25 protein-coding genes are annotated in these 22,531 nt (G+C 71.3%); 11 read left to right on the forward strand and 14 right to left on the reverse strand.

Going from position 1 to position 22,531, the window contains the following annotated elements; all coding sequences use genetic code 11:
- Positions 1 to 6 precede the first annotated feature (6 nt).
- Genes AB0C26_RS22950 through AB0C26_RS22960 form a run of 3 tightly spaced genes read right to left on the reverse strand, consistent with a single transcriptional unit; the run spans position 7 to position 1,257 of the window.
- Positions 7 to 801, reverse strand: a complete 795-nt coding sequence (locus tag AB0C26_RS22950) for an endo alpha-1,4 polygalactosaminidase (protein WP_360250810.1) — start codon at positions 799 to 801, stop codon at positions 7 to 9.
- A gap of 4 nt (positions 802 to 805) precedes the next feature.
- Positions 806 to 1,069, reverse strand: coding sequence for a hypothetical protein (locus AB0C26_RS22955; protein WP_360250813.1), 264 nt, complete (start codon positions 1,067 to 1,069; stop codon positions 806 to 808).
- Positions 1,066 to 1,257: a hypothetical protein gene (locus tag AB0C26_RS22960; protein ID WP_360250816.1), complete on the reverse strand. Its 192-nt coding sequence runs from the start codon at positions 1,255 to 1,257 to the stop codon at positions 1,066 to 1,068. The genes AB0C26_RS22955 and AB0C26_RS22960 overlap by 4 nt, the downstream gene beginning before the upstream one ends.
- A gap of 77 nt (positions 1,258 to 1,334) precedes the next feature.
- On the opposite strand from AB0C26_RS22960, the gene AB0C26_RS22965 reads away from it, so the two are divergent.
- From AB0C26_RS22965 to AB0C26_RS22980, 4 genes are all read left to right on the forward strand, one after another.
- On the forward strand, positions 1,335 to 1,895 hold the full coding sequence (locus AB0C26_RS22965) for a QsdR family transcriptional regulator (protein WP_360250819.1): 561 nt from the start codon (positions 1,335 to 1,337) through the stop codon (positions 1,893 to 1,895).
- A gap of 38 nt (positions 1,896 to 1,933) precedes the next feature.
- A complete protein-coding gene (locus AB0C26_RS22970) occupies positions 1,934 to 2,122 on the forward strand; it encodes a DUF3311 domain-containing protein (protein ID WP_360250822.1) in 189 nt (62 codons plus the stop codon).
- Positions 2,119 to 3,708 carry a sodium:solute symporter gene (locus tag AB0C26_RS22975; RefSeq protein WP_360250825.1) on the forward strand — a complete coding sequence of 530 codons (1,590 nt, stop codon included), beginning with the start codon at positions 2,119 to 2,121 and terminating at the stop codon, positions 3,706 to 3,708. Before AB0C26_RS22970 ends, AB0C26_RS22975 begins: the two co-directional genes overlap by 4 nt.
- 129 nt (positions 3,709 to 3,837) lie before the next feature.
- A complete protein-coding gene (locus AB0C26_RS22980; protein WP_360250828.1) occupies positions 3,838 to 4,740 on the forward strand; it encodes a hypothetical protein in 903 nt (300 codons plus the stop codon).
- Between the two features lie 835 nt (positions 4,741 to 5,575).
- Here the strand turns inward: AB0C26_RS22980 and AB0C26_RS22985 are convergent.
- Both AB0C26_RS22985 and AB0C26_RS22990 read right to left on the reverse strand, forming a co-directional pair.
- Positions 5,576 to 6,706 (reverse strand): oxygenase MpaB family protein, encoded by a 1,131-nt coding sequence (locus AB0C26_RS22985; protein WP_360250831.1) that lies wholly within the window; start codon positions 6,704 to 6,706, stop codon positions 5,576 to 5,578.
- Positions 6,703 to 8,100, reverse strand: coding sequence for an Nramp family divalent metal transporter (locus AB0C26_RS22990; RefSeq protein ID WP_360250834.1), 1,398 nt, complete (start codon positions 8,098 to 8,100; stop codon positions 6,703 to 6,705). Before AB0C26_RS22990 ends, AB0C26_RS22985 begins: the two co-directional genes overlap by 4 nt.
- A 58-nt stretch (positions 8,101 to 8,158) precedes the next feature.
- Between AB0C26_RS22990 and AB0C26_RS22995 the strand changes: the two genes are divergently transcribed.
- Both AB0C26_RS22995 and AB0C26_RS23000 read left to right on the forward strand, forming a co-directional pair.
- Entirely contained in the window at positions 8,159 to 9,262 is a 1,104-nt protein-coding gene (locus tag AB0C26_RS22995) for an acyltransferase family protein (protein WP_360250837.1), read from the forward strand.
- Positions 9,259 to 10,008, forward strand: coding sequence for an SDR family NAD(P)-dependent oxidoreductase (locus AB0C26_RS23000; RefSeq protein WP_360250841.1), 750 nt, complete (start codon positions 9,259 to 9,261; stop codon positions 10,006 to 10,008). The genes AB0C26_RS22995 and AB0C26_RS23000 overlap by 4 nt, the downstream gene beginning before the upstream one ends.
- 20 nt (positions 10,009 to 10,028) lie before the next feature.
- Here AB0C26_RS23000 and AB0C26_RS23005 read toward each other — a convergent pair whose 3' ends face one another.
- Positions 10,029 to 10,451 (reverse strand): peptidoglycan-binding domain-containing protein, encoded by a 423-nt coding sequence (locus AB0C26_RS23005; RefSeq protein WP_360250844.1) that lies wholly within the window; start codon positions 10,449 to 10,451, stop codon positions 10,029 to 10,031.
- 312 nt (positions 10,452 to 10,763) lie between these two features.
- On the opposite strand from AB0C26_RS23005, the gene AB0C26_RS23010 reads away from it, so the two are divergent.
- The 4 genes from AB0C26_RS23010 to AB0C26_RS23025 all read left to right on the forward strand — a co-directional run bounded on the left by AB0C26_RS23010 (position 10,764) and on the right by AB0C26_RS23025 (position 14,430).
- Complete coding sequence (locus tag AB0C26_RS23010) at positions 10,764 to 11,738, forward strand: serine hydrolase domain-containing protein (RefSeq protein WP_360250847.1); 975 nt, start codon at positions 10,764 to 10,766, stop codon at positions 11,736 to 11,738.
- Between the two features lie 503 nt (positions 11,739 to 12,241).
- Positions 12,242 to 13,216 carry a M14 family zinc carboxypeptidase gene (locus tag AB0C26_RS23015; RefSeq protein ID WP_360250850.1) on the forward strand — a complete coding sequence of 325 codons (975 nt, stop codon included), beginning with the start codon at positions 12,242 to 12,244 and terminating at the stop codon, positions 13,214 to 13,216.
- Positions 13,217 to 13,262: 46 nt separating this feature from the next.
- Positions 13,263 to 14,045: an SDR family oxidoreductase gene (locus tag AB0C26_RS23020; RefSeq protein ID WP_360250853.1), complete on the forward strand. Its 783-nt coding sequence runs from the start codon at positions 13,263 to 13,265 to the stop codon at positions 14,043 to 14,045.
- A gap of 49 nt (positions 14,046 to 14,094) precedes the next feature.
- The gene (locus AB0C26_RS23025; RefSeq protein ID WP_360250856.1) at positions 14,095 to 14,430 is read left to right on the forward strand and encodes a GNAT family N-acetyltransferase; all 336 of its coding nucleotides are present in this window, start codon (positions 14,095 to 14,097) and stop codon (positions 14,428 to 14,430) included.
- A gap of 43 nt (positions 14,431 to 14,473) precedes the next feature.
- On the opposite strand, the gene AB0C26_RS23030 is transcribed toward AB0C26_RS23025, so the two are convergent.
- The 6 genes from AB0C26_RS23030 to AB0C26_RS23055 all read right to left on the reverse strand — a co-directional run bounded on the left by AB0C26_RS23030 (position 14,474) and on the right by AB0C26_RS23055 (position 19,711).
- Positions 14,474 to 14,629 carry a hypothetical protein gene (locus AB0C26_RS23030; protein ID WP_360250859.1) on the reverse strand — a complete coding sequence of 52 codons (156 nt, stop codon included), beginning with the start codon at positions 14,627 to 14,629 and terminating at the stop codon, positions 14,474 to 14,476.
- A 217-nt stretch (positions 14,630 to 14,846) separates the two neighbouring features.
- Positions 14,847 to 15,653: a phosphotransferase gene (locus tag AB0C26_RS23035; protein WP_360250862.1), complete on the reverse strand. Its 807-nt coding sequence runs from the start codon at positions 15,651 to 15,653 to the stop codon at positions 14,847 to 14,849.
- 35 nt (positions 15,654 to 15,688) lie between these two features.
- Positions 15,689 to 16,357 (reverse strand): SGNH/GDSL hydrolase family protein, encoded by a 669-nt coding sequence (locus AB0C26_RS23040; protein ID WP_360250865.1) that lies wholly within the window; start codon positions 16,355 to 16,357, stop codon positions 15,689 to 15,691.
- Entirely contained in the window at positions 16,354 to 17,322 is a 969-nt protein-coding gene (locus AB0C26_RS23045; RefSeq protein ID WP_360250868.1) for an alpha/beta hydrolase-fold protein, read from the reverse strand. Before AB0C26_RS23045 ends, AB0C26_RS23040 begins: the two co-directional genes overlap by 4 nt.
- A complete protein-coding gene (locus AB0C26_RS23050; protein ID WP_360250871.1) occupies positions 17,319 to 17,993 on the reverse strand; it encodes a hypothetical protein in 675 nt (224 codons plus the stop codon). Before AB0C26_RS23050 ends, AB0C26_RS23045 begins: the two co-directional genes overlap by 4 nt.
- The gene (locus AB0C26_RS23055) at positions 17,990 to 19,711 is read right to left on the reverse strand and encodes a phosphatidylglycerol lysyltransferase domain-containing protein (protein ID WP_360250874.1); all 1,722 of its coding nucleotides are present in this window, start codon (positions 19,709 to 19,711) and stop codon (positions 17,990 to 17,992) included. Before AB0C26_RS23055 ends, AB0C26_RS23050 begins: the two co-directional genes overlap by 4 nt.
- A gap of 288 nt (positions 19,712 to 19,999) precedes the next feature.
- Here AB0C26_RS23055 and AB0C26_RS23060 point away from each other — a divergent pair, with 288 nt between their 5' ends.
- Positions 20,000 to 20,563 carry an AAA family ATPase gene (locus tag AB0C26_RS23060; protein ID WP_360250877.1) on the forward strand — a complete coding sequence of 188 codons (564 nt, stop codon included), beginning with the start codon at positions 20,000 to 20,002 and terminating at the stop codon, positions 20,561 to 20,563.
- 633 nt (positions 20,564 to 21,196) lie between these two features.
- Here the strand turns inward: AB0C26_RS23060 and AB0C26_RS23065 are convergent.
- Positions 21,197 to 21,595: a DUF1990 family protein gene (locus tag AB0C26_RS23065; protein ID WP_360250880.1), complete on the reverse strand. Its 399-nt coding sequence runs from the start codon at positions 21,593 to 21,595 to the stop codon at positions 21,197 to 21,199.
- 12 nt (positions 21,596 to 21,607) lie between these two features.
- On the reverse strand, positions 21,608 to 22,522 hold the full coding sequence (locus tag AB0C26_RS23070; protein WP_360250883.1) for an alpha/beta hydrolase: 915 nt from the start codon (positions 22,520 to 22,522) through the stop codon (positions 21,608 to 21,610).
- Between the last annotated feature and the right edge of the window lie 9 nt (positions 22,523 to 22,531).

Below are 22,531 nucleotides of genomic sequence, written 5' to 3' on the forward strand. Positions count from 1 at the left end.
AATAGGTCAGCAGGATTCGTAGTGATAACCCGCCTCGCCCTGTGGGACGACCTCCCGATCGCGCAGAATGACGGAGATACGCGCGCCGTGATCCCGGCATGCCCGACGGTAGGCGTCGATGCCGTTGTCGGTGTACTCGACCTCGTACACCTGGTCGCCGTAGCGGTCGAGATAGGCGCCGCATTCGTCGTACACCGCGCATTCCTCGGTCACCGCGAAGTCGAACCCGAGGCTCCGCCCGTCGAAGTCGGCGGCGTTCTTCTGCCCGGCGGCGAGGCCGCTCTCATGGGCTTTCGAAACCAGAATTCGGGCGTACGCCACGGCGTGCTCCGCGGAGAGCTGACCCCCGGACCGGGTGTACGAGTCGAGGTTGTCCGGCTCGACGGCACGGAACCCTTTCGCCGCGCACCCCTCGAACCAGCCGCCGACGATCTCGCCGAGCGCCGCCCGCTTGGCCGGGGTGGAGATGTCCAGCAGGTATTCGCCGGGCCAGTCCGGGTCCTGCCTCTTCAGTACGAGATCGGGGTGCTCCGCTTGCCACCAGCCGTTCTCGCCGGGCTGAGTCTGGAACGCGTTCACATAACAAATGCCATAGGCATCCGCCGGGGCGTCGGCCGCCCGGTCCCGGTCGACGATCCGCACGCCGGCCGCCGGCGGGTAGGCACCGCCGAGCTGATAGTCGAAGCGCCCGTCGGCCGGCGGCGCCACCCACCCCCGCGGGGACGTGGCGGGCTCCGGCTCGGAGCCGCATCCCGCCGCGGCCAGAACCACGGCAACCGCCACCGCCAAGATCCGTCGCATGTCCTCACGGTAGGCGGGGCGGCAAGCGCCCGTCAGCCGGAAGGTCGGAGCGGCACGCGGCAGGTGATGGTGGTGCCTCCGCGGTATCGGTCACCGAGCGCAGCCGGCGAGCCTCGTCGGCCGCCGCGACCAGGCGGGCGCGGGAGCCGACCAGCTCGGCCCGGCTCTGCGCGTTGGCCACGGCGATGGCGCAGAGCTCCGTGAACGCGGCCATCCGGGCCTCGGTGTCGTCGGGCAGCCGGCCCTCGCTCGAGCCGACCGCGATCATGCCCCAGAGGCGGCCGCCAGCAGGGTGACCGTGCCGTCCAGTTCGTACCGGAAGAGCCGGGCCGTGCTGCCGCCGAAGTGCCGCCAGATCTCCTTGCAGACGGCGGCGAACACCTCTTCCGGTGGCACGCCCTGGGCGACCAGCAGCGCGAGCCGGCGCAACTGCACCAGAGTCTCGGCGTCGTCCATGTGTCCGGGCACCCGTCGGGGCTGCCATTCAGCAGGCGGAACACACAAGATCGGCCGGGTGTCGTACCGTGCCTGCGATGGAGAGCCGACGGGTGGTGAGCGACGACGAGGTGACCCGCGCCGGGTGCCGTTTCTTCCTGGCGCACGGGACCGTCGAGATGAGCCGGCTGGCCGAGGACATGTGCGTCAGCAGGGCAACCCTCTACCGGATCACGCACAGCCGGGACCGGTTGCTGGGCGACGTGCTGTGGCGGCTGGCCGAGCGGATGCTGTCCGACGCGCGCCGCGAATGCACCGCCACCGGCGCCGACGGCGTGCTGGAAGTCACCCGGCGCTTCACCGAGCGCCTGCTCGCGGCCGAACCCTTCCGCCGGTTCCTGACCACCGAGCCGGAGGTCGCGGCCCGGGTGCTGATGACCGGCGCCGGCCGGGTCACCGAGCGGGTGGTGGCGGCCCAGCACGAGATCTTCCGCGAGGCCGGGCTGTCCGAGGCCACCGACGACCTGGCCTACCTCTACGTCCGGATCATCGAGTCGGCCCTGTACGGCGAACTGGTCGACGGGCGGCACGCCGATCTGGCCCTGGCCGAGCGGGTCCTCAAAGAGATCTTGAGACAGCTGTCGCACGATCCTCGGTGACCATGGTGTTACCGATCGACGAACGCTTATGGTTCGGCGTGCCCAAGCCCCGAGCCCTGTGGCTGCTGGCCGTGCCGACGGCCGCGCCCCTGCTGACACCCTTCGTGAACCGGCTCGAGCCCACTCTGCTGGGCGTGCCGTTCTTCTACTGGTACCAGTTCGCCTGCGCCGTCCTGGCCATCGGCGTGCTCACCACGGTCTACGTGATGACGGCGGAGAAGAAATGACCGACGTCGCCGTCTTCGTGATCCTGATGATCCTGGTGCTGGGGCTCGGCTTCGTCATGGCCCACCGCCGCCAGGCCCGACACCGGGAAAGCCTCGAGGAGTGGGGCGTCGCCGGCCGCGCCTTCGGCAACTGGACCACGTGGTTCCTGCTCGGCGGCAGCATGTACAGCGCGTACACGTTCATCGCCGTGCCCGCCCTGACCTACGGCGTCGGCGCGGTCGGCTTCTTCGCCGTCCCGTTCGCGATCGTCACCGCCCCGCTCACCTTCGTGCTCACCACCAAGATCTGGTCGGTGGCCCAGCGGCACGGCTTCCTGACCCACGGCGAGTTCGCCGGCGCCCGCTTCGGCTCGCGGCCGCTGAGCGCGCTGATCGCCGTCACCGGCATCCTGGCCACGATGCCGTACATCGCCGTGCAGCTCATCTCCCTGCAGGCGATCCTGCGCACGGTCGGCCTCGGCGGCGAACTCCCGCTGCTGGCCGCGGTCGGCGTCGTCTCGATCTGCACGTTCCGCTCCGGCCTGCGCGCGCCGGCCCTGCTCTCCATCGTCAAGGACATCCTGCTGGCCTGGATGCTGATGACGGCGGTGCTGATGGTCGCCATGTTCGGCGGCTGGGACACCACCTTCCACCAGGCCGGCCAGCGCCTGCCGGCCGGCCTGCTGCTGCCCGACAACGGCCAGCTCGGCTTCCTCACCCTGGTCATCGGCTCGGCGCTGGCCATCTTCGCCTACCCGCACGCCCTGACCGGCATGCTCGCGGCCAAGGACCGGGCCACGGTGCGCCGCAACGCCGCCGCGCTGCCCGTCTACTGCCTGGCCCTCGCCCTGATGGCCCTGCTCGGCTTCTTCGCCCTGGCCCGCGGCGTCACCCCGCTCGACGGTGACCTCAACACGGTCATCCCCCGCATGATCCACGAGTACTTCCCGCCCTGGTCGGCCGGTGTCGCCTACGCCGCCCTGAGCATCGCCGCCCTGATCCCGGCCGCGGTCATGTCGATCGCCGCCGCGAACTGCTTCACCCGCAGCGTCTACCGCCCGTACCTACGCCCCGGGGCCTCCCCCGGCGAGGAGGCGCGGGTCAGCCGCTGGACGTCACTGGCGGTCAAGTTCGGCGCGGTCGCCTTCATCCTGCTGCTGGACCCCACGTACTCGGTCGAACTCCAGCTGATCGGCGGCGTGATCATCCTCCAGACGGTGCCCGCGGCGGTCCTGGGCCTGCTCACGAACTGGTTCCACCGCACGGCCCTGATCATCGGCCTGCTGACCGGCCTGGCCGTCGGCGTCATCATGCTCTACAACATCGCCCGCGTGGACGCGACGGGCCGCGTCGTCGAGGCCCACTTCGGCGGTTCGAGCTGGTCCCTGGGCGACGGCCGCACCATCTACGTCGGCATCGTCGCCCTCGCGGTCAACCTGCTGGTCACGGTCCTGTTCACCGCCCTGCTACGCCTGGCCGGCGTCCCGTCGGGCCCGGACGCGACCCGCCCGGAGGACTACGACAGCGACGCCGACGACCCCCGCCTGCGCCGCCTGGACGCCCTGCTCGACGGCCTGCCCCGCGACGAGAAGACCCCCATCCCTTAGAGGTACGAGTTCTCGAACAGCACCGCGAAGCTCACGCCGGCGCCGTCGTCCCGCGCGCTCCCGTCGCCCGTTCCGGCCGGTGCGAGCCCTCACCCTAAAACCGGACATACCCCCGCATATACTGACCTCATGCGGAGATCTCTGATGCTGGCCGTGACCGCCCCCCTCCTGGCCACGGCCACACCCGCCCTCGCGATGCCCGCCACCCCTCTCCGCACCACAGCCGAACCAGCCGCCGCCTTTTTCCGCGCCACTGCCGCGCCAGCCGCCGCCCCTTTCCGCGCCACTGCCGCGCCCGCCGCCGTCCCTTTCCGCGCCGCCGCCGCGCCTCTCCGCGCCACCGCCGCGCCCGCTCCCGCGGCCGACGCTCTCCCCGCCGTCTGCCCCGCTGCGGTGCATGCCCCGGCCGCCACCGCCGACCACCTCACCTCGACCGGCGCGGGCCTGCACAAGCAGACCGTCACCGTCGACGTGCCGCCCGGCTGGCGCATGACCCTCGACGGCCGCGACCCCGAATACGTCGAAACCGTCCTGGTCGCCGACGGCTTCTACACGCAGGACTCCCCGCGAACCGTCACCTGGACCCCGAAGCTCCGCTTCATCGGCACCGCCGCCCCCGTGACGATCCGCCTGACCGCCCCCGACGGCCACACCCGCACGCTCACCTACACGGCGACGGTCACCTGCCCGCCCCCGCCGTCCGCGCCAACCCACACCACGACCGGCTCCAGCCGGGCCTTCCAGTCGGTCACGTTCGCCATCCCACCGGGCGGCCACATCGGCCTGGCCGACGGCCAGCCCCTGGAACTCCCCCAGGGCAACCTGGGCCTGGCCATGATCTCCTCGATCTCCACCATCCCCGGCCAGCCCCACGACGACACCCTCATCGGCGCCGCCGGCACCCTGGTCTTCACCCCCACCCGAGGCGCCACCGGCCCGATCCCCCCGGTCCGCTACACGGTCACCGATTCCTACGGCCAGACCTCGGAGGGCGTCTACCAGCCCTCCCTCCGGGGATACGCCCGGCAGTGACATCACGCCTCGGCGAACCCTCCCGGCCTGATGTCCTCGACGCCGGTCACCGCCGGGCAGCCGGCGCGCACTCATGGCCCCACACGCGACCGCTGAACGCCTCCTCGCGGGTCCGGTTCGCTGCGGCCCACCCCTGGCACAACGGCACCGCGCCGCGACCGCGCCGGCGGCGGCCCCCGGCCGCGGTTCCGGCTTGTGCAGTCCCGGCGAGACGACACGAGTTTCTGCTTTGCGGTCGAGCGGACCGTTCCCCGCAGCGCTCTCGGTGGCTCGGGCAGCCGTTCCCGCAGCGCTTCTCGGTAGCCGGGCCGACCGTTCCCTGCGGTGCTCTCAGTCGCCCGGCCAGCTGTTCCCCGCAGCGCTCTCAGTCGCCCGGCCAGCCGTTCCCCGTGGCGCTCTCAGTCGCCGGGCCGACCGTTCCCCGCAGCGCTCTCAGTCGCCCGGCCAGCCGTTCCCCGCACCGCTCTCGGTGGCCGGGCCGGCCGTGTCGGTGAGGGCTTCGATGGTCCCACCCGCGGGACAGGCCGCCGAGCCCGGACCGGCGCGCCGGCAAGCCCCCGCTCCTCCCTCCCGTGACCGACCGCGAGGGGCCTCAAGCTCGACACGGACGTGAGCGGGAAAGGCAGGTCGAGCCCGACACGGATGAAGCCAAAACAGAGGTTGAAGCAAGCAAGGAGCGTGGCCAGGAAGGGCGGCCGAGTCGGGCAAGGGGCGTAGCCGGGACGAGGGGCCGAGTCGGGCAAGGAGCGTGACCGGGAAGCTCGGACGCCGCGGCAGATGCTCGTGTGGTGGGTGCGCGGCTTTTGTGGTCGGGTGGGTGACGCCGCGTACGACATCAGCCTTGAGGATTCAGTCCCCAGCGGGTGAAGCGGGCGCGGGCGTGGCGTTCGCCGCGGGCTATGAGGAGGCGGCGGCCGCCGGGGAGGCGGCTCAGGGACTGGCTGATGAGCAGGTTGGCGGCGACTCGGGTGAGGCCGTACCACGGGAAGCGGTAGGGCAGGCCCAGGTCGTGCATGGCGTGGCGGCCCAGGAGCCAGGAGCTCAGTGAGAGGGCGCGTTCGCGTTCTAGGCTCCGGCGCCGGCGGCCGGGGAACTCCTGGTCGGTCATGGCGATCAGGGCCCGGGCCAGCGCCCGGCTGTTGTCGTCGGGTGGTGGGTCGTACGACAGGAAGTGGTAGAGCAGTCGGCGGCCGCGTTTCTCGGTGTGTGGGAGCCACTGCTCGTTCACGCCCATGAGCCAGCCGATGTAGGACCACAGGTGCATCACGGCGGCCGCGTCCCGGCGTGAGACGCGCACGCCGAGCAGGCGCAGGTGCAGCAGGAAGCTGGTGCTGAAGACGCCCAGGGTGCTGGCCTGGTCGTACTGGTTGATCGGGGTGCCGCGCCGCGCCGTGTCCCAGGTGGGGTCGGCGGCGAGGTGGGCGTTGACCAGGGCGTGCATGATCCGGACGTGCAGGGTCAGGCGGAAGCCCTCGCGGCCGGGATTCAGGCCGCCGGGGGCGGTGACGGCGCGCCACCAGATCGACGTCTCCTTGACGCGGCGCAGGGTTTCGCCGCCGGCCAGCCGGCCGGTGCGGACCAGCGGTTCCAGGGCGGCCGCGGTGCGGTAACCGCCGAGCAGGGAGCCGTACGCGAGGACGAGGCCGGCGTCCAGGCCGAACGCGCGGCAGGCTTTGGCGCCCCGGTCGAGCAGGCGGTCGTCGACCCACGGCGGACGGTCCAGCACGGCTTCGAAGAAGGCCCGGCCGGCGCCGGCGGGGCCGGCCGCGAGGGCGGTGTGCAGCTCGCGGGCGGGAACGGCTCGGACGAGAGCGGCCGCCAGTTCGTCATGCTGCGACAGAGCCGCCTTGAGAGCCGCGAGTTCGGCCTGGTGGGGCCGCGCGCCCCGGCCGGCGAGACGCCGCAAGGGGGCGGCGGCGCGTTCGCCCCAGGCGCGGTCCTGGCCGAAGCGGGTGGGGGTGGTCATTCGAACAGCTTGCGGATCTGTTCGTTGAAGGTCAGCACGGACAGGAAGCCGAACAGCAGGAAGGACCACACCAGCGCGGCGACGCGGCCGGCGCGCGGGCGGATCTCCGGCGGAAGCAGGCGAAGGTTGATGAGCAGCAGGAGGGCCGAGTAGACGAACATCATCAGGCCGCCGGTGACGGCCGAGATGACCAGCAGCACCAACGGCTGGGTCACGCCGGACAGCAGCACGAGGATGCCGACCAGGACGAGGCCCCAGACCAGCGCGAAGTACATCTTGCTTTCGTTGAAGGACTTCAGATACGCGGTCTTGAGCACGTCGGCGGCCAGGCGGCTGGTGTAGTCGACGATGCCGAGCGCGGCCGCGAACAGCGAGAAGGCCCCGATGATCCAGAAGAAGGTGCCGAACCAGCCGCCGACGGCGTCGTTGAGGGCCTCCCCCTCGGCCTTGAGGAACGAGATGTTGTTCGTCAGTCCCTCGTCGCCGAAGACGGTGGCGTAGGCCAGCATCGAGGTGAAGAAGATGGTCAGGAAGGTGATGAGCACGAACGTCGTCAGCTGTTCGATGTTCGCGAAGCGCCACCAGCGGCGCCAGCGGTTCATGTTCTCGCCGGTCGTCTCGAAGATGAAGCCGGTGGACGGCGCCGCCTCGAGCCGACCGGTGACCGGGCTGACGATGCGGGGCACGTACGCGCCCATCCCGAAGCCCTTGTCCCGGATCCAGTTGCTCTGGCACAGATTCTGGCCGCCGCCCGCGCCCGCGAAGGCGAGCGCGCCCATCAGCAGCGCGAAGCCGAGTTCCTCGTACGGAAGCCCGGCCTTGGTGATGATCTGCGGGGCGTCGGCCCACGCGGACGCGCCGATCGCGGCGATCGAGCCGACCACGAACAGCAGCAGGACGGCCGCCACCTTCACCATCTGGATCTTCTCGAGCGCCTGGTAGACGACCGGCGCGAGGGTCAGGATGATGCCGATCAGCAGCAGGAAGCCGATGGCGATCGGCGTGACCCGGCCGCCGACCAGGTACGTGGTGAGGGTGGCCGAGCTCGTCGCCCAGCCCGGCCAGATGTTGGCGAAGTAGGCGAGGATCGCGAAGAACAGTCCCCAGTGGCGCCAATACCGGCTGAAGCCGGTCAGCGCGGTCTCGCCGGTGGCCAGCGTGTACCGCTCGATCTCCATGTTCAGGAAGTACTGCGTGGCCAGCCCCACGAAGGCGGCCCAGACGAAGACCAGGCCCACTTGCGAGGCGATGTACGGGAACAGGATGAACTCGCCGCTGGCCAGGCCGACGCCGGCGGCGATGATGCCCGGGCCGATGACGCGGCGGAAGTTGGCGGGCGGTTCCGGTAGTTCGCGGACCTCGGGCGCGGGAAGGTGCCTGGTCGGAAACACCATGGACACCAATCTATGCTTGTACCCCACGCGGGCGCCACACCTGCCATGCTCTTCAGGCATGACGTCCGCGCGCCGGCCCGAGCTCGACGCCATCCGGCTCGCGGTGGTGCTCGGGCTGGTGTTCTTCCACGCCGCGCTGGTGTTCGACACCCGCGACGACTTCTACGTGAAGAACGCTCAGACGACCGAGGCGGTCACGTGGATCGCCGGGCTCGGCGTCGTGTGGGCCATGCCGGCGCTCTTCCTCATCGCGGGGCTGGGCTCGTGGCATTCGCTGGGCCGGCGCGGCACGGGCGGCTTCGTACGGGAGCGACTGTTGCGGCTCGGGGTGCCGCTGGTCTTCGCCTCACTGACCATCATCCCGATTCCCCAGTGGATCCGGTACGGCGCCTCGGAGCCGTACCTCGAGTTCCTGCGCGACTACTTCGACGTTCACCTGGACCTGTCGGACTTCCCGTTCGTCGTCCAGGGCGAGTTCTTCGAGACCGGCCACCTCTGGTTCGTCGTCCTGCTGCTGGCCTTCGCCCTGATCCTCGCCCTCGTGGCGGGCCGCCTGCCGCCGATCGGCGGCCCGATGCGGCATCGCGGCGTGGTGTTCCTGCCCGCGCTGCCGATCGCGCTGATCGGGGCGCTGCTCGGCATGGAGGAGGCCTTCGCCGGGTGGAGCCGATGGGCCTATCTGCTTTTCTTCCTGTACGGGTTCCTGCTCGCGGCCGACGACCGTTTCCGCGCCGCCATGCGGCGGGACGCCCGGTGGGCCGCCGTGATCGGGCTCCTGCTGTTCGGGGCCTCGGGCGCCGCCCTGAGCACGGCCGGCGACGACCCGTTCACCGCGATGACCGCGCACGCGATCGTGGCCCGGGTGCTGTTCGGCCTGGCTGGATGGTTCTGGGTGGTCGCCATCCTCGGGCTGCTCGACCGGGGGTCGCCGCCACCGCGCAGCCCGGTGATCGGCTACCTCGCGGTGGCCGCCCTGCCGCTGTACATCCTGCACCAGCCGATCGTGGTGGTGGTCGCGTTCTTCGTGGTGCGCTGGGACCTGCCGATGCTGGTCGCCTACCTGGCCATCGTCGCGATCAGCTTCGCCGTGATGTTCGCTGTCTACGATGTGCTGGTGCGCCGCACGAGGGTGACGCGGTTCCTGTTCGGGATGCGGCCGTGAGCATCGTCCTGACCGGGGCCACCACCGGGATCGGACGAGCGACCGCCCGCCTGCTGGCCGGGTCGGCCGGCCATCTCATCCTGCACGGGCTCGAGCCCACCATCGGCGACTTCGCGCCCGGCGACCGGATCACCTACTTCCCGGCCGACTTCGGCGACCTGGACGAGGTCGAGCGGCTGGCCGCGCGCATCCGGGCCGCGACCGACCGGATCGACGTGCTGATCAACAACGCGGCCCGGCCCGGTCCGCCGGCCCGGACGGTGAACGCGGCCGGTCACGAGGTCACCTTCCAGGCCAACTATCTGGCGCCGGTGCTGTTGACGACCCGGCTGCTCGACCTGACCCGGCGGGTGGTGAACGTCGCCTCGGCCACGCACCTGTCGGCGACCTTCGCCGGCCCGGGCCGGCCCTACTCGGCGGCGGGCGTGTACGCGTACTCCAAATTGGCCCTTGTCGCCTATTCCTGCTGGCTCTCGCGGCGCCGGGCCGAGGTCGTCAGCATGCACCCGGGCGTCATCGCGACGCCGCTGCTGCACGCCATGTTCCCGATCGGCGGGGACCGGCCCGAGCACGCCGCCGGGAACGTCCGCTACGTGGCCTCGCGGCGCGGTGACAACGGCACCTATTACGACGAGCGGACGCCCGCGCCGCCCAACCCGGAAGCGCTCGACCCGGCGGCTCAGGAGCGGCTGATCGACCTCACCGTACGGGCCCTGGACGTGTCGGCCCTGTCCGAGAAGCGGTGACGGGCGGCCCGCCGCCGTTGTCACTTGGCCGGGAACCGGCCGCAACCGCTGTCGCCGACACCGTCGATCTTGCTGGCGGTCTCCGGCCCGTACTGGCCGTCGGACGAGGCACCGATCTTGGTCTGGGTGCGCTTCAGGGCGGCCTTCGTGGCCGGGCCGAAGTCGCCGTCGGCGGAAAGGCTCTTCTCGCTGTAGCAGTAGTACATCATCCGCTGGAGGGCGGTGACGGCGGTGTTCTTGGCGCCCTCGGAGAGCGAACAGCGGGTGGTGCCGCCGCCCCACGGGACGGTCATGAAGCCGGCGCCGGCTTCGCTCGAACCCATCACCATGGTGGTCGTGCACTTCGGCGTCGCGGCCGCGGCCGGTCCGGCCGGCAGCAGCCCGGCGATGCTCGCGGCCATGGTGAGGCCGGCCGCGGCGAACGAGAGTTGACGAACGTTCATGGTTCTCCTTTTGACGGCCCGCGAAAGGGCACGCCGATGACGCGATTCCGAGGGCGGACATCGCGAAAGAGGTGATGATTGATCGAGGGAGCGACATTCGCTGGCGCCGATTCCTCCTCGACGGACAGACGCTAACATGGTCAACAACGCCCGAACAAGATCGGAATACGTCACTGGGTGGTGCTCATGCCGGATCCGCACGACACCTACCCGAGCCTGATGCACACGGCGCTGGGCGCCACGGACCATGCACCTCGACTCCCACGTGCCGGCCCGCGACCGTCGATCGGGCAGAGGTGAAAATGGCTTCCCATGACGGTTCAACAGCTGCTCGACACGCTTGTCGCCGGTGGGGCCGCGGGCGCCCTGGCGGAACTGCGGGATGCCGGTGGGACGGCGCGGGCCTCGAGCGGGGTCGCCGAGCTCGGCACCGACCGGCCGGTCGACCCGCGCGGGTACTTCCGGATCGGCAGCGTCACCAAGGTGTTCACGGCGGCGGTGGTCCTGCAACTGGCCGGTGAGGGGCGGCTCGCGCTCGACGAGCCGGTGGACTGCTTCGCGCCGATCACCGTGCGGCAGCTGCTCGACCACACGAGCGGGCTGCACAACTACACCGAAGACCTGACCGCCGACAACATTCTGCGCGACCGGTGGCGGCGGTGGACGCCGCGCGAGATCGTCGAGCGGGCCGGCCGGATGGCCCGGGCGTTCGCACCGGGCACGTCGCGCGCCTACAACAACACGGGCTATGTGCTGCTCGGACTGCTCATCGAGGGTGCTACCGGTCATCCGTACGGCGAAGAGATCGAAGGCCGTGTCCTGCGGCCGCTGGGGCTCCGCGACACGCTGGTGCGCGACGACAGCGCCGCGATGCCCGCACCGCACGCGCGCGCCTACCTGATGGTGGACGGGAAGCCGGTCGACGTCACCGACTACAACCCGTCCACGGCCGGGCCGGCCGGCGGCCTCATCTCCACCGCCGCCGATGTGAACACGTTCTTCCGGGCGCTGCTGACCGGGAAGCTGCTCGGCCCGGCCGAACTCCGCGAGCTACTGACGACGATGCCGACCGGCACGCCCGGCGTCGAAGGCGGCCTCGGCATCACCCGCTACACCCTCGCCGGCGGCGCGACGGTGTGGGGCAAGGAAGGCGGCTTCCACGGATACCGCACATGGTCCTTCCACAACGCCGACGGCAGCCGGCAGCTCACCGTCTCGGCCACGGCCGGGCGGCGCGAACCACCCACCACGGCCGAGGTCGTCAGACTGCTGCCGGCTCTTCTCTGACCCGGGGCCGGTCACGCGAGGGGTGCCTCGTCCCGAGCGGGTTTCACCGATGTGACCAGCTTCTCCACCGCCTCGGCGAAACCCTCGGGCTCGTCGCCGCGCGTTGCGGGCGGCGAGCGCGTCGAGGTCCGGGCCGTTGCCAGGCGCCGTGGCGTACAGGATGATCCCGGCCAGCCGCCCCGGGCGGGTGAGCGCGTACTGCTGCGCCACCAGCCCACCGTGCGAATGACCGAGCAGGTAGGACCAGTCCACACCGGGCCCACCCGAGTGCATCACGCAGACCGGCCCGCGCCCGGCCACATGGAAACGCTGGACGACCCCGCCCACGGTGACCTCGTGCGTGGTGAGTGCTCGCGTCACGCCTTGACCGACGCGCCGAACGGCGGGAAGTTCAGCGTCTTGTCCGGCGAACTCGGCCCGTACCGCCTAATCTGATCGATGGACATTGATGTCTATCGAAGGGCCGGTCGATGCGGAAGACGTTAGCCACCATTGTCAGTGTCATGTTACTGGGCGTGACGCTCGGGTCGACCCCGGGAACCGCTCAGGCGGCGGGGCCGCTCGTGTCGGCGCGGCCCGGGCCGGAGGAAGTCGGGCGGGCGCTGGCGAAGATCGCCCGGGCCAGTGACGGGCGGGTGCGGCTCGGGGTGATCGGGCGCAGCAACGAGGGGCGGGCGCTGCGGCTGGCCAGCGTCGGGCACGGGCCCACGCGGCTGCTCTTCGTCACGCAGCAGCACGGTGACGAGCCGCTGGGCACGCCGGCCGCGATCCGGGCGCTGTGGACGCTGGGGGTGCCGGACACGCCGTGGCAGCGGGCCCTGCTGAAGCGGGTCACGCTCGACGTCGTGGTGCAGGCGAACCCGGACGGCGCGGTGCGCGAGCAGCGCTACAACCATGACCCGAGCGCGTCGGGCGACTACTCCGAACCCGGCGTCGGCTATGACATCAACCGGTTCCACAATCCGCTGACGCCGATCGGGGACAACCCGGTGCCGGAGTCGCGGGCCGTCCTGCGGCTGTGGCACGCGACCCATCCGAAGGCCGTCGTCGACTACCACATGCAGGGGCGCTATCGGCAGCCCGACGGGCGGGAGACGACGGCCTCGATCCTGTGGCCGACCAGCCCGCTGGCCGGGGACGTGACGAGGTCGCGTCAGCTCGCGGTCCACAACTACGACGCGCTGACCAAGCTGGCCGGTGCTAACGTCACCCGCTACCCCGGCGGCGACTACGAGGGCATCGCCCGCAACGCGTACGGGATCCTGGGCAGCGCGTCACTGCTGGTCGAGCTGTCGAACCTGCCGGACGAGCAGGTGGAGTTCCAGATCCGCAGCGCCTACACGTCGATGCTGGCCACCGTTCAGGGCGCGGCCGACGGCTCCCTGTGGCGGGCCGACCCGGCCCGCGCCGACACGATCCCGGCCCGCGGCCCGGCCCTGCCCGGCGTGACCGCCCGCAGCTTGGACGCCGCGGCCTGACCTGACCCACGCCGCGGGTTGATCATGGGCGGCGCAGAATGGGGGCATGCGGATTGATCTTTCGGGGAAGACGGCGCTGGTCACCGGCTCCACGCAGGGCATCGGGCTGGCGATCGCGACCGGGCTGGCGGCGGCGGGCGCGCGCGTCGGCGTCAACGGGCGGTCGGCCGAGTCGGTCGAGCGGGCCATCGGCGGACTCGGGGACGGCGACTTCGTCGCGGTGCCGGCCGATGTGGCGACGGAGGAAGGAGCTACGGCCGCCCTGGAGGCGCTGCCCGAGGTCGACATCCTGGTCAACAACCTGGGCATCTTCGGGGCGCAGCCGGCCCTGGAGATCAGCGACGACGACTGGCGCCGGTACTTCGAGGTGAACGTGCTGGCCGCCGTCCGGCTAACCCGCAATTACCTGCCCGGCATGCGCGACCGTGGGTGGGGGCGCGTCCAGTACATCGCCAGCGACTCCGCCGTGGTCACCCCGGCCGAGATGATTCACTACGGCATGTCGAAGACGGCGCTGCTCGCGGTGTCGCGCGGCTTCGCCAAGGAGGCGGCCGGCTCCGGCGTCACCGTGAACAGTGTCATCGCCGGCCCGACGCACACCGGCGGGGTGGAGGATTTCGTACGGCAGATGGTCGGCGACGACCTGCCGTGGGACGAGGCCCAGCACAAGTTCATGCTCGAACACCGCCCGCAGTCGCTGCTGCAACGCCTGATCGAACCGGAGGAGATCGCCAACATGGTGGTCTACCTGGCGTCCCCCTTCGCCTCGGCCACCACCGGCGGCGCGCTGCGCGTCGACGGCGGCTACGTCGACGCCATCCTCCCCTGACGCGGGTAAAACGCTGGCACGGCGCCGCCGCCCGGAGCAGCATGTCGCCATGGATCCCGAGGTGCGGGGCGCTGAGGAGAGCATGTTCGTGGCGGCGTCCGACGGCGGATTCGTCGCGAAGGCCACCTGCTTCACCGAGCCGCCCAGCGGGTCAGCTCAGGTCGTCGGCTTCTACGTCACTCCGCGCTTTCGTGGCAGCGGCGTCGCCGGCGACCTGATGGCCGTGGTGAAGCGGTGGGCGCGCGAGGAGGCCGGAGCGGATCGGCTCCGGCTTTTCGTCGTCCGGGGAAACGAGCGCGCCACGGCCTTCTACCGGCGCGCGGGCTTCACCGCCACCGGCGTGACCCGCGATGACGAGGACGAGATGGCGCACGACCTCAGATAGCCTACGAGCGGGTCCGCATGCACCCGGTGCCCCGGCAGCGCCATCAGTTGCGCTGGCGCAGGTTTCGGACAACGAGGGCGATCACTGCGAGAACGAGTACGGCCGCCAACAACTGCAAGCCCGGCGAGTCATCGGCTCCCCCGTATACAAAAGCGGCGACGCCGACCACGAAGGCCAGGAAGAAACCAACGTATTTCATGAGTACTCCTCGGTGCGGCAGACTTTCTGTCACCGGGCGAAATCACATCACCTGGCCGTGCGCACCGGGAAGCCACTCGACAGACTTCGCACACGATCTGCACGCCTCGCACACAAGAGGCCAGGTCCGCGCCCGGTACCCGCTGGAGGAGAAACGCGGTCTCGGCTGCATCGTCGAGGGAGGCATCAAGACCTGCCGAACCGGTTGAACGGCAAGTTCAGACGACCGCTTCGGCCGCTCTCCGGACTCCCCTGAGGCCGCCCGCCGCCCAGTCGCGCAGGAACGGCACCGGGGCGCCGGGAAAGAGGTCGTGCTGAGCGACGACCGCCCAGCGCAGGTGCAGGAAGTAGGCGATGCCGTAGGTGACCGGGTCGACGTGGTGGAACGCGTCGATGCCGGCCTCGTCCAGGAAACCGACCAGGTCGACACCGGCCGGGGCGATCGCCGGGAACTGCCAGTCGATCACCCGGTAGCCGTCGCCGGCCGGGAACACGTGTGCGGGCTTCAGATCGCGATGCACCAGACGGGAGTGGGCTTCGACCGTGCCGAGCACCGGCGCCGACAGGATCCACGATTCGATGTCGTCGACGCCGGGGCTGGCCGGGAATCGGCCGTCGGCCGTCAACTGGCGAAGCTTGACGAGGGTGCTGGCCGCTTCGGCCGCCCACTTCGCGGACGTTCCGACGTCCAGGTAGACCGGGAGGCCCGGCTCCAGCTCGCCGATCTGCTGCACGACCCGGGCCGCGTGGGTCAGCAACTCGTTCTCGCTCAGTGGCAGGTCGGCGAGCGACGGCGAGTCGATCCAGTCCACCAGGAGAGCGTTCCCGACGCGGTGGTGGGCCGGGAGCAGGCGGGTTGCTCCGGCCGCCGCGTAGAACTCCGGCTCCATCACGGGTGGCGACGTCGTCTTGTAGGCGAACGACCGGCCGTCGGCCAGCACCACCTTCTCGGTCCGGGACAGCGGCCACTCCGCGACGGTATGGCTCTGCACGATGGTCTCGCCGAGGAGTTCCGGGGGAAGCATCGGCGGATGGTATCCAGGGGCGACGGCGAGCGACATCAATTTTCCGGCAGTGGGGGGATCAGGGCGGCGATCGCGGCCTGGCCGGCCGCGTTGGGGTGGTCGCCGTCGGAGGCCAGCAGCTCCGTCGGGTCCTGAGAGCCGTCGGGGCCGTGGAAGGCGGTGTCGGTGGGGACGTAGGTGGCGCCGGTCTGGGTGGCGGCGGCCCGCAGCGCCCGGTTGACGGCGGCGGTGGCCGACTCCGAGTCGGAGACCTCGCCGGCGCCGTACGTCTTGGCAGCCACCTTGCCGTCCAGGACCACGTTCCAGTAGCCGAGGACGACCACGCGGGTGCGGTGGATGGCCTCGATGGCGTCGATGGTGGCCTCGACGTCGTCCTGGACGCCGGCCGCGACCGGGGCGTATTTCGACGGGTCGTCGAAGTCGCCGGCCATGTCGTTGGCGCCGATCATGATGACCACCTCGGCCGCCGAGGCGAAGACCGTCTTCTGCGCGGACAGGCCGGCCCGTACGTCGGCCGCCGTCGCTCCCGACCTGGCCAGGTTGACGTTCGTCGCGTGCTGCGACGAGGCGTACAGGGCCGGGAAGGGTTGGCAGCCGCACGCCGCGCCGGCCGCGACCGAGTCGCCCAGGGTGACCACCACAGGCGCGGCCGGCGCGTCGCAGGCCGCCAGCAACAGCAGGAGCAGGACGGCGGCGCGCCTCACGACAGCGGCCCGGCCAGGTGGGCGGAGAGCCAGTCGAAGGCGGGCGCCTCCATCTGGCGCCACACGGCGCTGCTGTGGCCGCCGTGCGCGACCACCGCGGTGGTGACCGCGAGCGGTTTGCGGGCGGAGGCGGCCAGCAGGCGCGAGTCGTGGGAGCACTGCTTGTCGTCGGCGGCGAAGCCGAGCCACAACGCGGAAGCGGGCTGCGGCAGGTGTTTCAGGCGCCAGTACGGGTTGTTGGTGGTGTGCTCGGAGCCGTCGCCGATGGTGATGCCGGACGACGCGTACCCGGAAAGGCTGGCCCCGGCCGCGAACAGGGTGGGGTGGCGCAGGGTCAGGTTGATGGCGCAGAACGCCCCGGCCGAGTATCCGACGAGGCCCCAGCCGGCGCGGTCGGTGCGGATGCGGTAGTGCGCCTTGGCGTACGCGGGCACGTCCACCGTCAGGAACGTCTCGGCCTGGGGGCCGTTCTTCAGGTTGGTGCACTCGGTGTCGAGGGTCGGGTTGGTGGTCTGCTGCGGGAACAGCACCACGGTGGGCGCCATCCGGCCCGAGGCGATCTCGGCATCCAGTGTGGACTTGACGTCGAGTTTGCGCACCCAGTACTGCGGGGTGCCGGGTACGCCGTGGAACGCCTCGATGACGGGATAGCGGGTGGCGCCCTCGTGGTAGCCGGCGGGCAGGTACACGTACATCGGCAAGGTGAGCTTGCTGGCCGGGCCGTGCACGCTGACGCCGAAGAACTGGCTCGCGCCGACGTCGTGCGAGACCGGCACGGCGTCCGCGGCCGTCGGGAACGCCTCGGTGAGGGCGTTCAGCTGCACGCCGACGGCGGCGATCACGCTCACCACGGAGCCGAGGACCAGCAGGCTCCGCCAGGCCCAGTGCAGCCGGTTCCAGAAGACGGCCAGGGCCACCGCGAACACGAACACGAACGCGAGCGCCACCCAGAGCAGGCTGTTCACGCGGCCGCCCCCTTCAGGGTCTTGGGTGCTTTCAGGGCCGGCGGCAGGGTGTCGGCGGGCTGGTCGAGGACGGCGAGCCCGGCCGGCACGGCCCTGACGAAGGCGGCGGCCAGCGGGGACGGGCCCCGCACGTCCCAGCCGATCGCTGTCACCCGCAGGTCGCGGCCGAGCTGGGCGGGCAGCGTCAGCAGGGCGCCGGCCGTCGTGGCCGCTGTGGGGTCGACGGTCACGGTCACCGCTTCGGGGGTACGCCGGGAGGTCGCGCCGAAGGTCAGCACGACCGGGAAGGCGACATCGGGCCGGCTCGCGTAGTCGGCCGGCAGCGTGATCCGCGGGGCGCGGGCGAGGTGCCACGCGTCCCAGCCCGGCGGGCGCCACTCGATCGCCCCGGTCCCGGCGCGGCCGTCGAGCAGACCGGCCCGAACCTCGCCGGCGACCGCGACCGAGCCGGTGTCGCCGCGCAGCGCCTGCCACGACGGGTAGAACTGCTCGTGCCGGTTGTACTCCAGGCCGGCCGTGAGCACGACGAGCACTTCGAGCAGCAGGATCCCGGCGGTACGGGTGACCGGCCGCAGCCGGCCGCCCCGCTTCCAGAAGAACACCGTCGCCACGCCCACCACGACCGTGAGGGTCGCCGCCAGCACCAGCAACGGCCGGCCGGTGAGGCTCACGCCGCCACCTCGGCCTTCGCGCGCGGGGCCCGGCGCAGGCTGGGCATCCGCGGTTCGGGCAGGAACGCCTCGGCCCGCATCGCCGCCACCGCGATGCGCGGCAGGTCCCGGGCGGTCGGGAAGCAGAGGTAGCGCGGCACCCAGGACGGCAGGTACTTGGCGTTGGAGCGGTAGAGCGACTCGATCTGCCACAGCTTCGAGGCGGCGCGCAGCAACCGGGCCCACAGCCGCAGCACCGGGCCGGCGCCCAGCTCCTCGGCCCGCGCGAAGACCGAGCGCAGCACGGCGAAGTTGAGCGACACGCGCCGTACGCCCAGGGCCGGCGACTCCTCGAGAACCGAGACCACCATCAGCTCGGTGAGGCCGTTCTCGGCGGTGCGGTCGCCGCGCATCAGGTCGAGCGACAGCCCGTCGGCGCCCCACGGCACGAACTGCAAGAGCCCCCGCAGCTTGCCGTCCTCGTCGTGGCAGAGCACCAGCAGGTTGTCGCCGTCGCACGGGTCGCCGAGGCGGGACAGGGCCATCGAGAAGCCGCGCTCGACCGGGCCGTCGCGGAAGGCGTCGGCGGCGTGGATGGCGCCGGTCAGCTCGGCCTCGGTGAGGTCGCGCTGGCGGACCACCCGGCACGTGTAGCCGGCGCGCTGCATCCGGTTGACCGCCTGCCGCACGCCGCGCATGGGCCGGCCGTTCAGCGAGAAGGCGGTGGTGTCCACAATGGCCTCGTCGCCGAGCTCGACGACATCGAGACCCGCTTTCTTGTACGCCTTTCCGGCCGCGTTGCCGCAACCGAGCACCGCCGGGGTCCAGCCGTGCTGCTGGGCGTCGGCCAGCCAGGCCCCGATCGCCTCGGGCCAGGCCGACTCGGGACCGATCGGGTCACCGGCGGCCAGGCTGACACCGTTGACGACCCGGTACGCGATCACGGCGGCCCGGTTCTCGGACCACATCAGGGACTTGTCGTCGCGGGTCGCGAAGTAGCTGAGCGAGTCGGCCTTGCCGTACCGCTGAAGAAGCTCACGCAGGCGCGCCTCGCCCTCGTCCGTCCGCTCGGGCCGGCGTGAGCCGGGCCGCAGCAGCACCACCAGGGCGACACCGACGGCCAGCAGACCGCACGCCCCGGTCGTGTAGGCGACGATGTCGCCGCCGAAGCGGTGACGGAACTCGATCGGGCCGTGCACGCCGATGAGGCCCAGCGCCGCCTGCTCGGCCCACTGGGAGACGCCCGGGGTGCCGACCAGGCGGTTGGCCCGGACCGCGATCTCGATGAAGCCGAGGACGAAACCGGCCGCGCCGAAGCCGACCAGCGCCTGCAGGGAACGCCAGCGGTTGGGCCGGTCGGCGAGGATGGTGAACCGGTCCTGCGTGGCGAGCAGCATCACGAACAGGACGCCGCTGACGCCGGCCGCGTAGAAGTCGAGGCCCTTGAGCAGATGAAGGGCCACGGCCAGGGCCGCGAGGCCGGCCGCCACCTGCCACGCGCGGCGCTTGCCCCGGCGCAGACCCGCGCCCAGATAGATCAGGAGCATACCCACCACCACCGTCGCCGCCCGGGCGGAGAACACCCCGAAGGCGGGCACGAACTCCATCAGCAGCGACATGTGGTGCCCGCGCCGGTGCGGAGCGATGGTGGAGAGGACATCGAGGAGGCCAACCACTTGGACCAGCCGGGCGATCGTCCGTCTGGAGAGCGGTGGACTCGCCAACCGGGTCTGCTTCATAGGGCCATCTTCTGTGTCTGGGCTGTGTAATGCCCGTGAAGTTTGCTGTGCGCTTGCTCAAGGGTGGCGAGCGGCACAAACTCGTTTTGCCAAGTCACTGACCGCACGTGCAGGCACTACTGCCCGTGCGGACATCGGCGGCCCACCGCGCGGCCGTTTCGCTGTGAGCTAGGCCGCATGTCTCCCGGGTTGTTTCCTCGACAATGACCGGCGAAAGGTGCGGTGCGCGCCCGTGTCCGACACCGGTCGCGTACCCCGGTGATCGTCGTCACGTCGTTTAATCGGCTGATGAAGTTGGTTGTCATCCGTGGGAACAGTGGGTCCGGAAAGACCAGCGTGGCCCACGAGGTGCGCAGGCGGTACGGGCGCGGTTGTGCCCTGGTCGAGCAGGACTACCTGCGCCGGGTCGTGCTGCGTGAGCACGGCGGCGACGGGACGCCGGCCGTGGCGCCCGCCTTCATCACGACTGTCGTGCGGGCGGCTCTCGGGCACGGCTACTACGTGGTGCTGGAGGGGATCCTGCACTCCGGCCAGTACGCGGAGCCCCTGCGCGAGCTCATCGCCTCCCATCCCGAGACCAGCGTCTACTGGATGGAGGTGAGCTTCGACGAGACCGTACGGCGGCACGGGCGGCGCCCCACGCCGATTCCGGTCACCGCCGGCCAGATGCGTGCCTGGTACACCCCCATGGACCTGCTCGGTGTTCCCGGCGAGCAGATCATCCCCGAGTCGTCCAGCTTCGAGGAGACCGCCGCCACGGTGCTGCACGACAGCGGCCTGGCCGGCGCGGCTCCGCGGACTCCCTGCCCGGTCCGGTGCCCGCGCTGCGCCGAGAAGGGGCGGCCGGCGTGACGCGGCAGCGGGTGCTCGACGAGCTGGCCGACCGGATTCTCGCGCTGGAGCCGGGTCATCCCGTGCGGGTGGGGATCGACGGTCACTCGGCCGCCGGTAAGACGACCCTCGCCGACGATCTGGCCGGGGTTCTGGGAGCCCGGACGGCGCGGCCCGTGCTCCGGGTCATGCTCGACCACTTCAAACGCCACATCGATCTGCGTACGGGATATCCGGCCGGCTCGCCGCGAAGCTACTACCACGAGATGTTCGACGTCGAGGCGATCCGGGACGTGCTGCTGGCGCCGCTCGGACCGGGTGGCGACCGCCGGTACCGCACCCAGGTCATGGACCTGCGCGGGCGGACTCCGATCGACTCCGAGGTTCGGGTGGCCGCGGACGACGCGATCCTCGTGGCGGACGGCGCCTTCCTGCAGAAGCCGGCCCTGGCGGCGTACTGGGATCTGGTCGTCTATCTGCACATCGAGGTGGACGAGGTGCTGCGCCGGGGCACGATCCGCGACCAGGCCTGGATGGACTCGGCGGAGGCGGCGGCCGAGCGTTACCGGAACTACTACATTCCCGGCGAGCAGCTGTACCTGGCCGAGGTGCGCCCGGCCGAGCGGGCGGAGGTGGTCGTCGACAACAGCGACTTCAGCGCGCCTCGCGTAACGCGTGGAGGTAACGCTGACGGTAGACCCGCTGCGCCACCGGCAGAACCGGGAAAGCCCTCCCCCACCAGCCGTCGGAGGGGCGGGTCAGCGAGCGCAGGGTGAGCCACACGCGGCCGTCCGGGGTGCGGTGGGCGATGAAGGCCTCCTCGCCGCTGACCGGATGGCCGGGCCGGGTGCCGTAGGCGAAGCCGCACCGGTCCGGGCGTTCCACGACCGCGGTTACCCGTACGGGCTCGCGCACCCGCAGCGGGCCGATCCGGGCCAGCAGTTCGTAGTCCGCGCCCAGGCGGGCCCGCACGTCACCCTCGGCCGGGGTGCTGGCCCGGCTCCGCCGGGACCGGCGCAGCGTCCTGGAACTGGTGTCGCGGACCACCACCACGACCCGGAGACGTCAGGCGGCGGCCAGCTCCGTCCGGTAGAAGGCGTCGATCTCGTCGACGGCGGGACCGACGTACTCCGGCTTGTCGTACAGGTCGACGTGGCTGGCGCCCTCGACCCAGAAGACGCGCTTGGGCCCGGTGTGGCGCTGGAAAGCCTCGATGCCCATCCACGCGGTGACGGCACGGCGGCCGATGACCGACAGCAGCGGGCGGTCCCCGATCAGCGGCACCGCGGCCCAGGCGTCGAACAGGGCCAGATGGTCGATGCTCTCCCAGGGCAGGAACTTGGTCGAGCGGGGGTGCTCGGCGCGCGGGGTGCAGTAGTACTCGACGCCCTCGAAGCCGTGCTCGCCGCCGAGCTTGCGGCCCAGCTCGAGGGTGGCCGGGAAGAGCGGGAAGGTCTGGGTGTCCTGGCCGCGCGCCTGGGCCGTACGGGCGGCCGCGGCCAGGTCGAGCATGCCCTGGAAGACGGCCGGGTCCTGGTCGCCGTCGGCACCGAAACGGAACTGGCGGGCCACGTCGACGCCGCTGACCGTGGCGATCGCCTTGATCCGGTGGTCGCTCGCGGCCGCGTTGAGCACGTAGCCGCCGGAGGCGCAGATGCCGAGCACGCCGATCCGCCCGGCGTCGACCTCGGGGCGGGTGGTCAGGTAGCTGACGGCCGCCTTGTGGTCCTCGATGCGGTGCGCGGGGTCCTCCAGGCCGCGCGGCAGGCCTTCGGACTCGCCCTGGTACGCGGCGTCGAAGGCGAGGGTGACGTAGCCGCGCTCGGCCAGCCGGCGGGCGTACAGGCCGGCGGCCTGCTCCTTCACGCCGGTGCCGGGGTGGCCGACGACGACGGCCGGGAGGTTGCCGCCCTCGGGCAGGTAGAGGTGGCCGGCGATGCGCAGGCCCTGACTGTCGAAGGTCACGTCGATTTTCTGCATGGCCGTTGA

It is taken from the genome of Actinoplanes sp. NPDC048796, from assembly GCF_040650035.1.
Classification (GTDB): Bacteria; Actinomycetota; Actinomycetes; order Mycobacteriales; family Micromonosporaceae; genus Actinoplanes.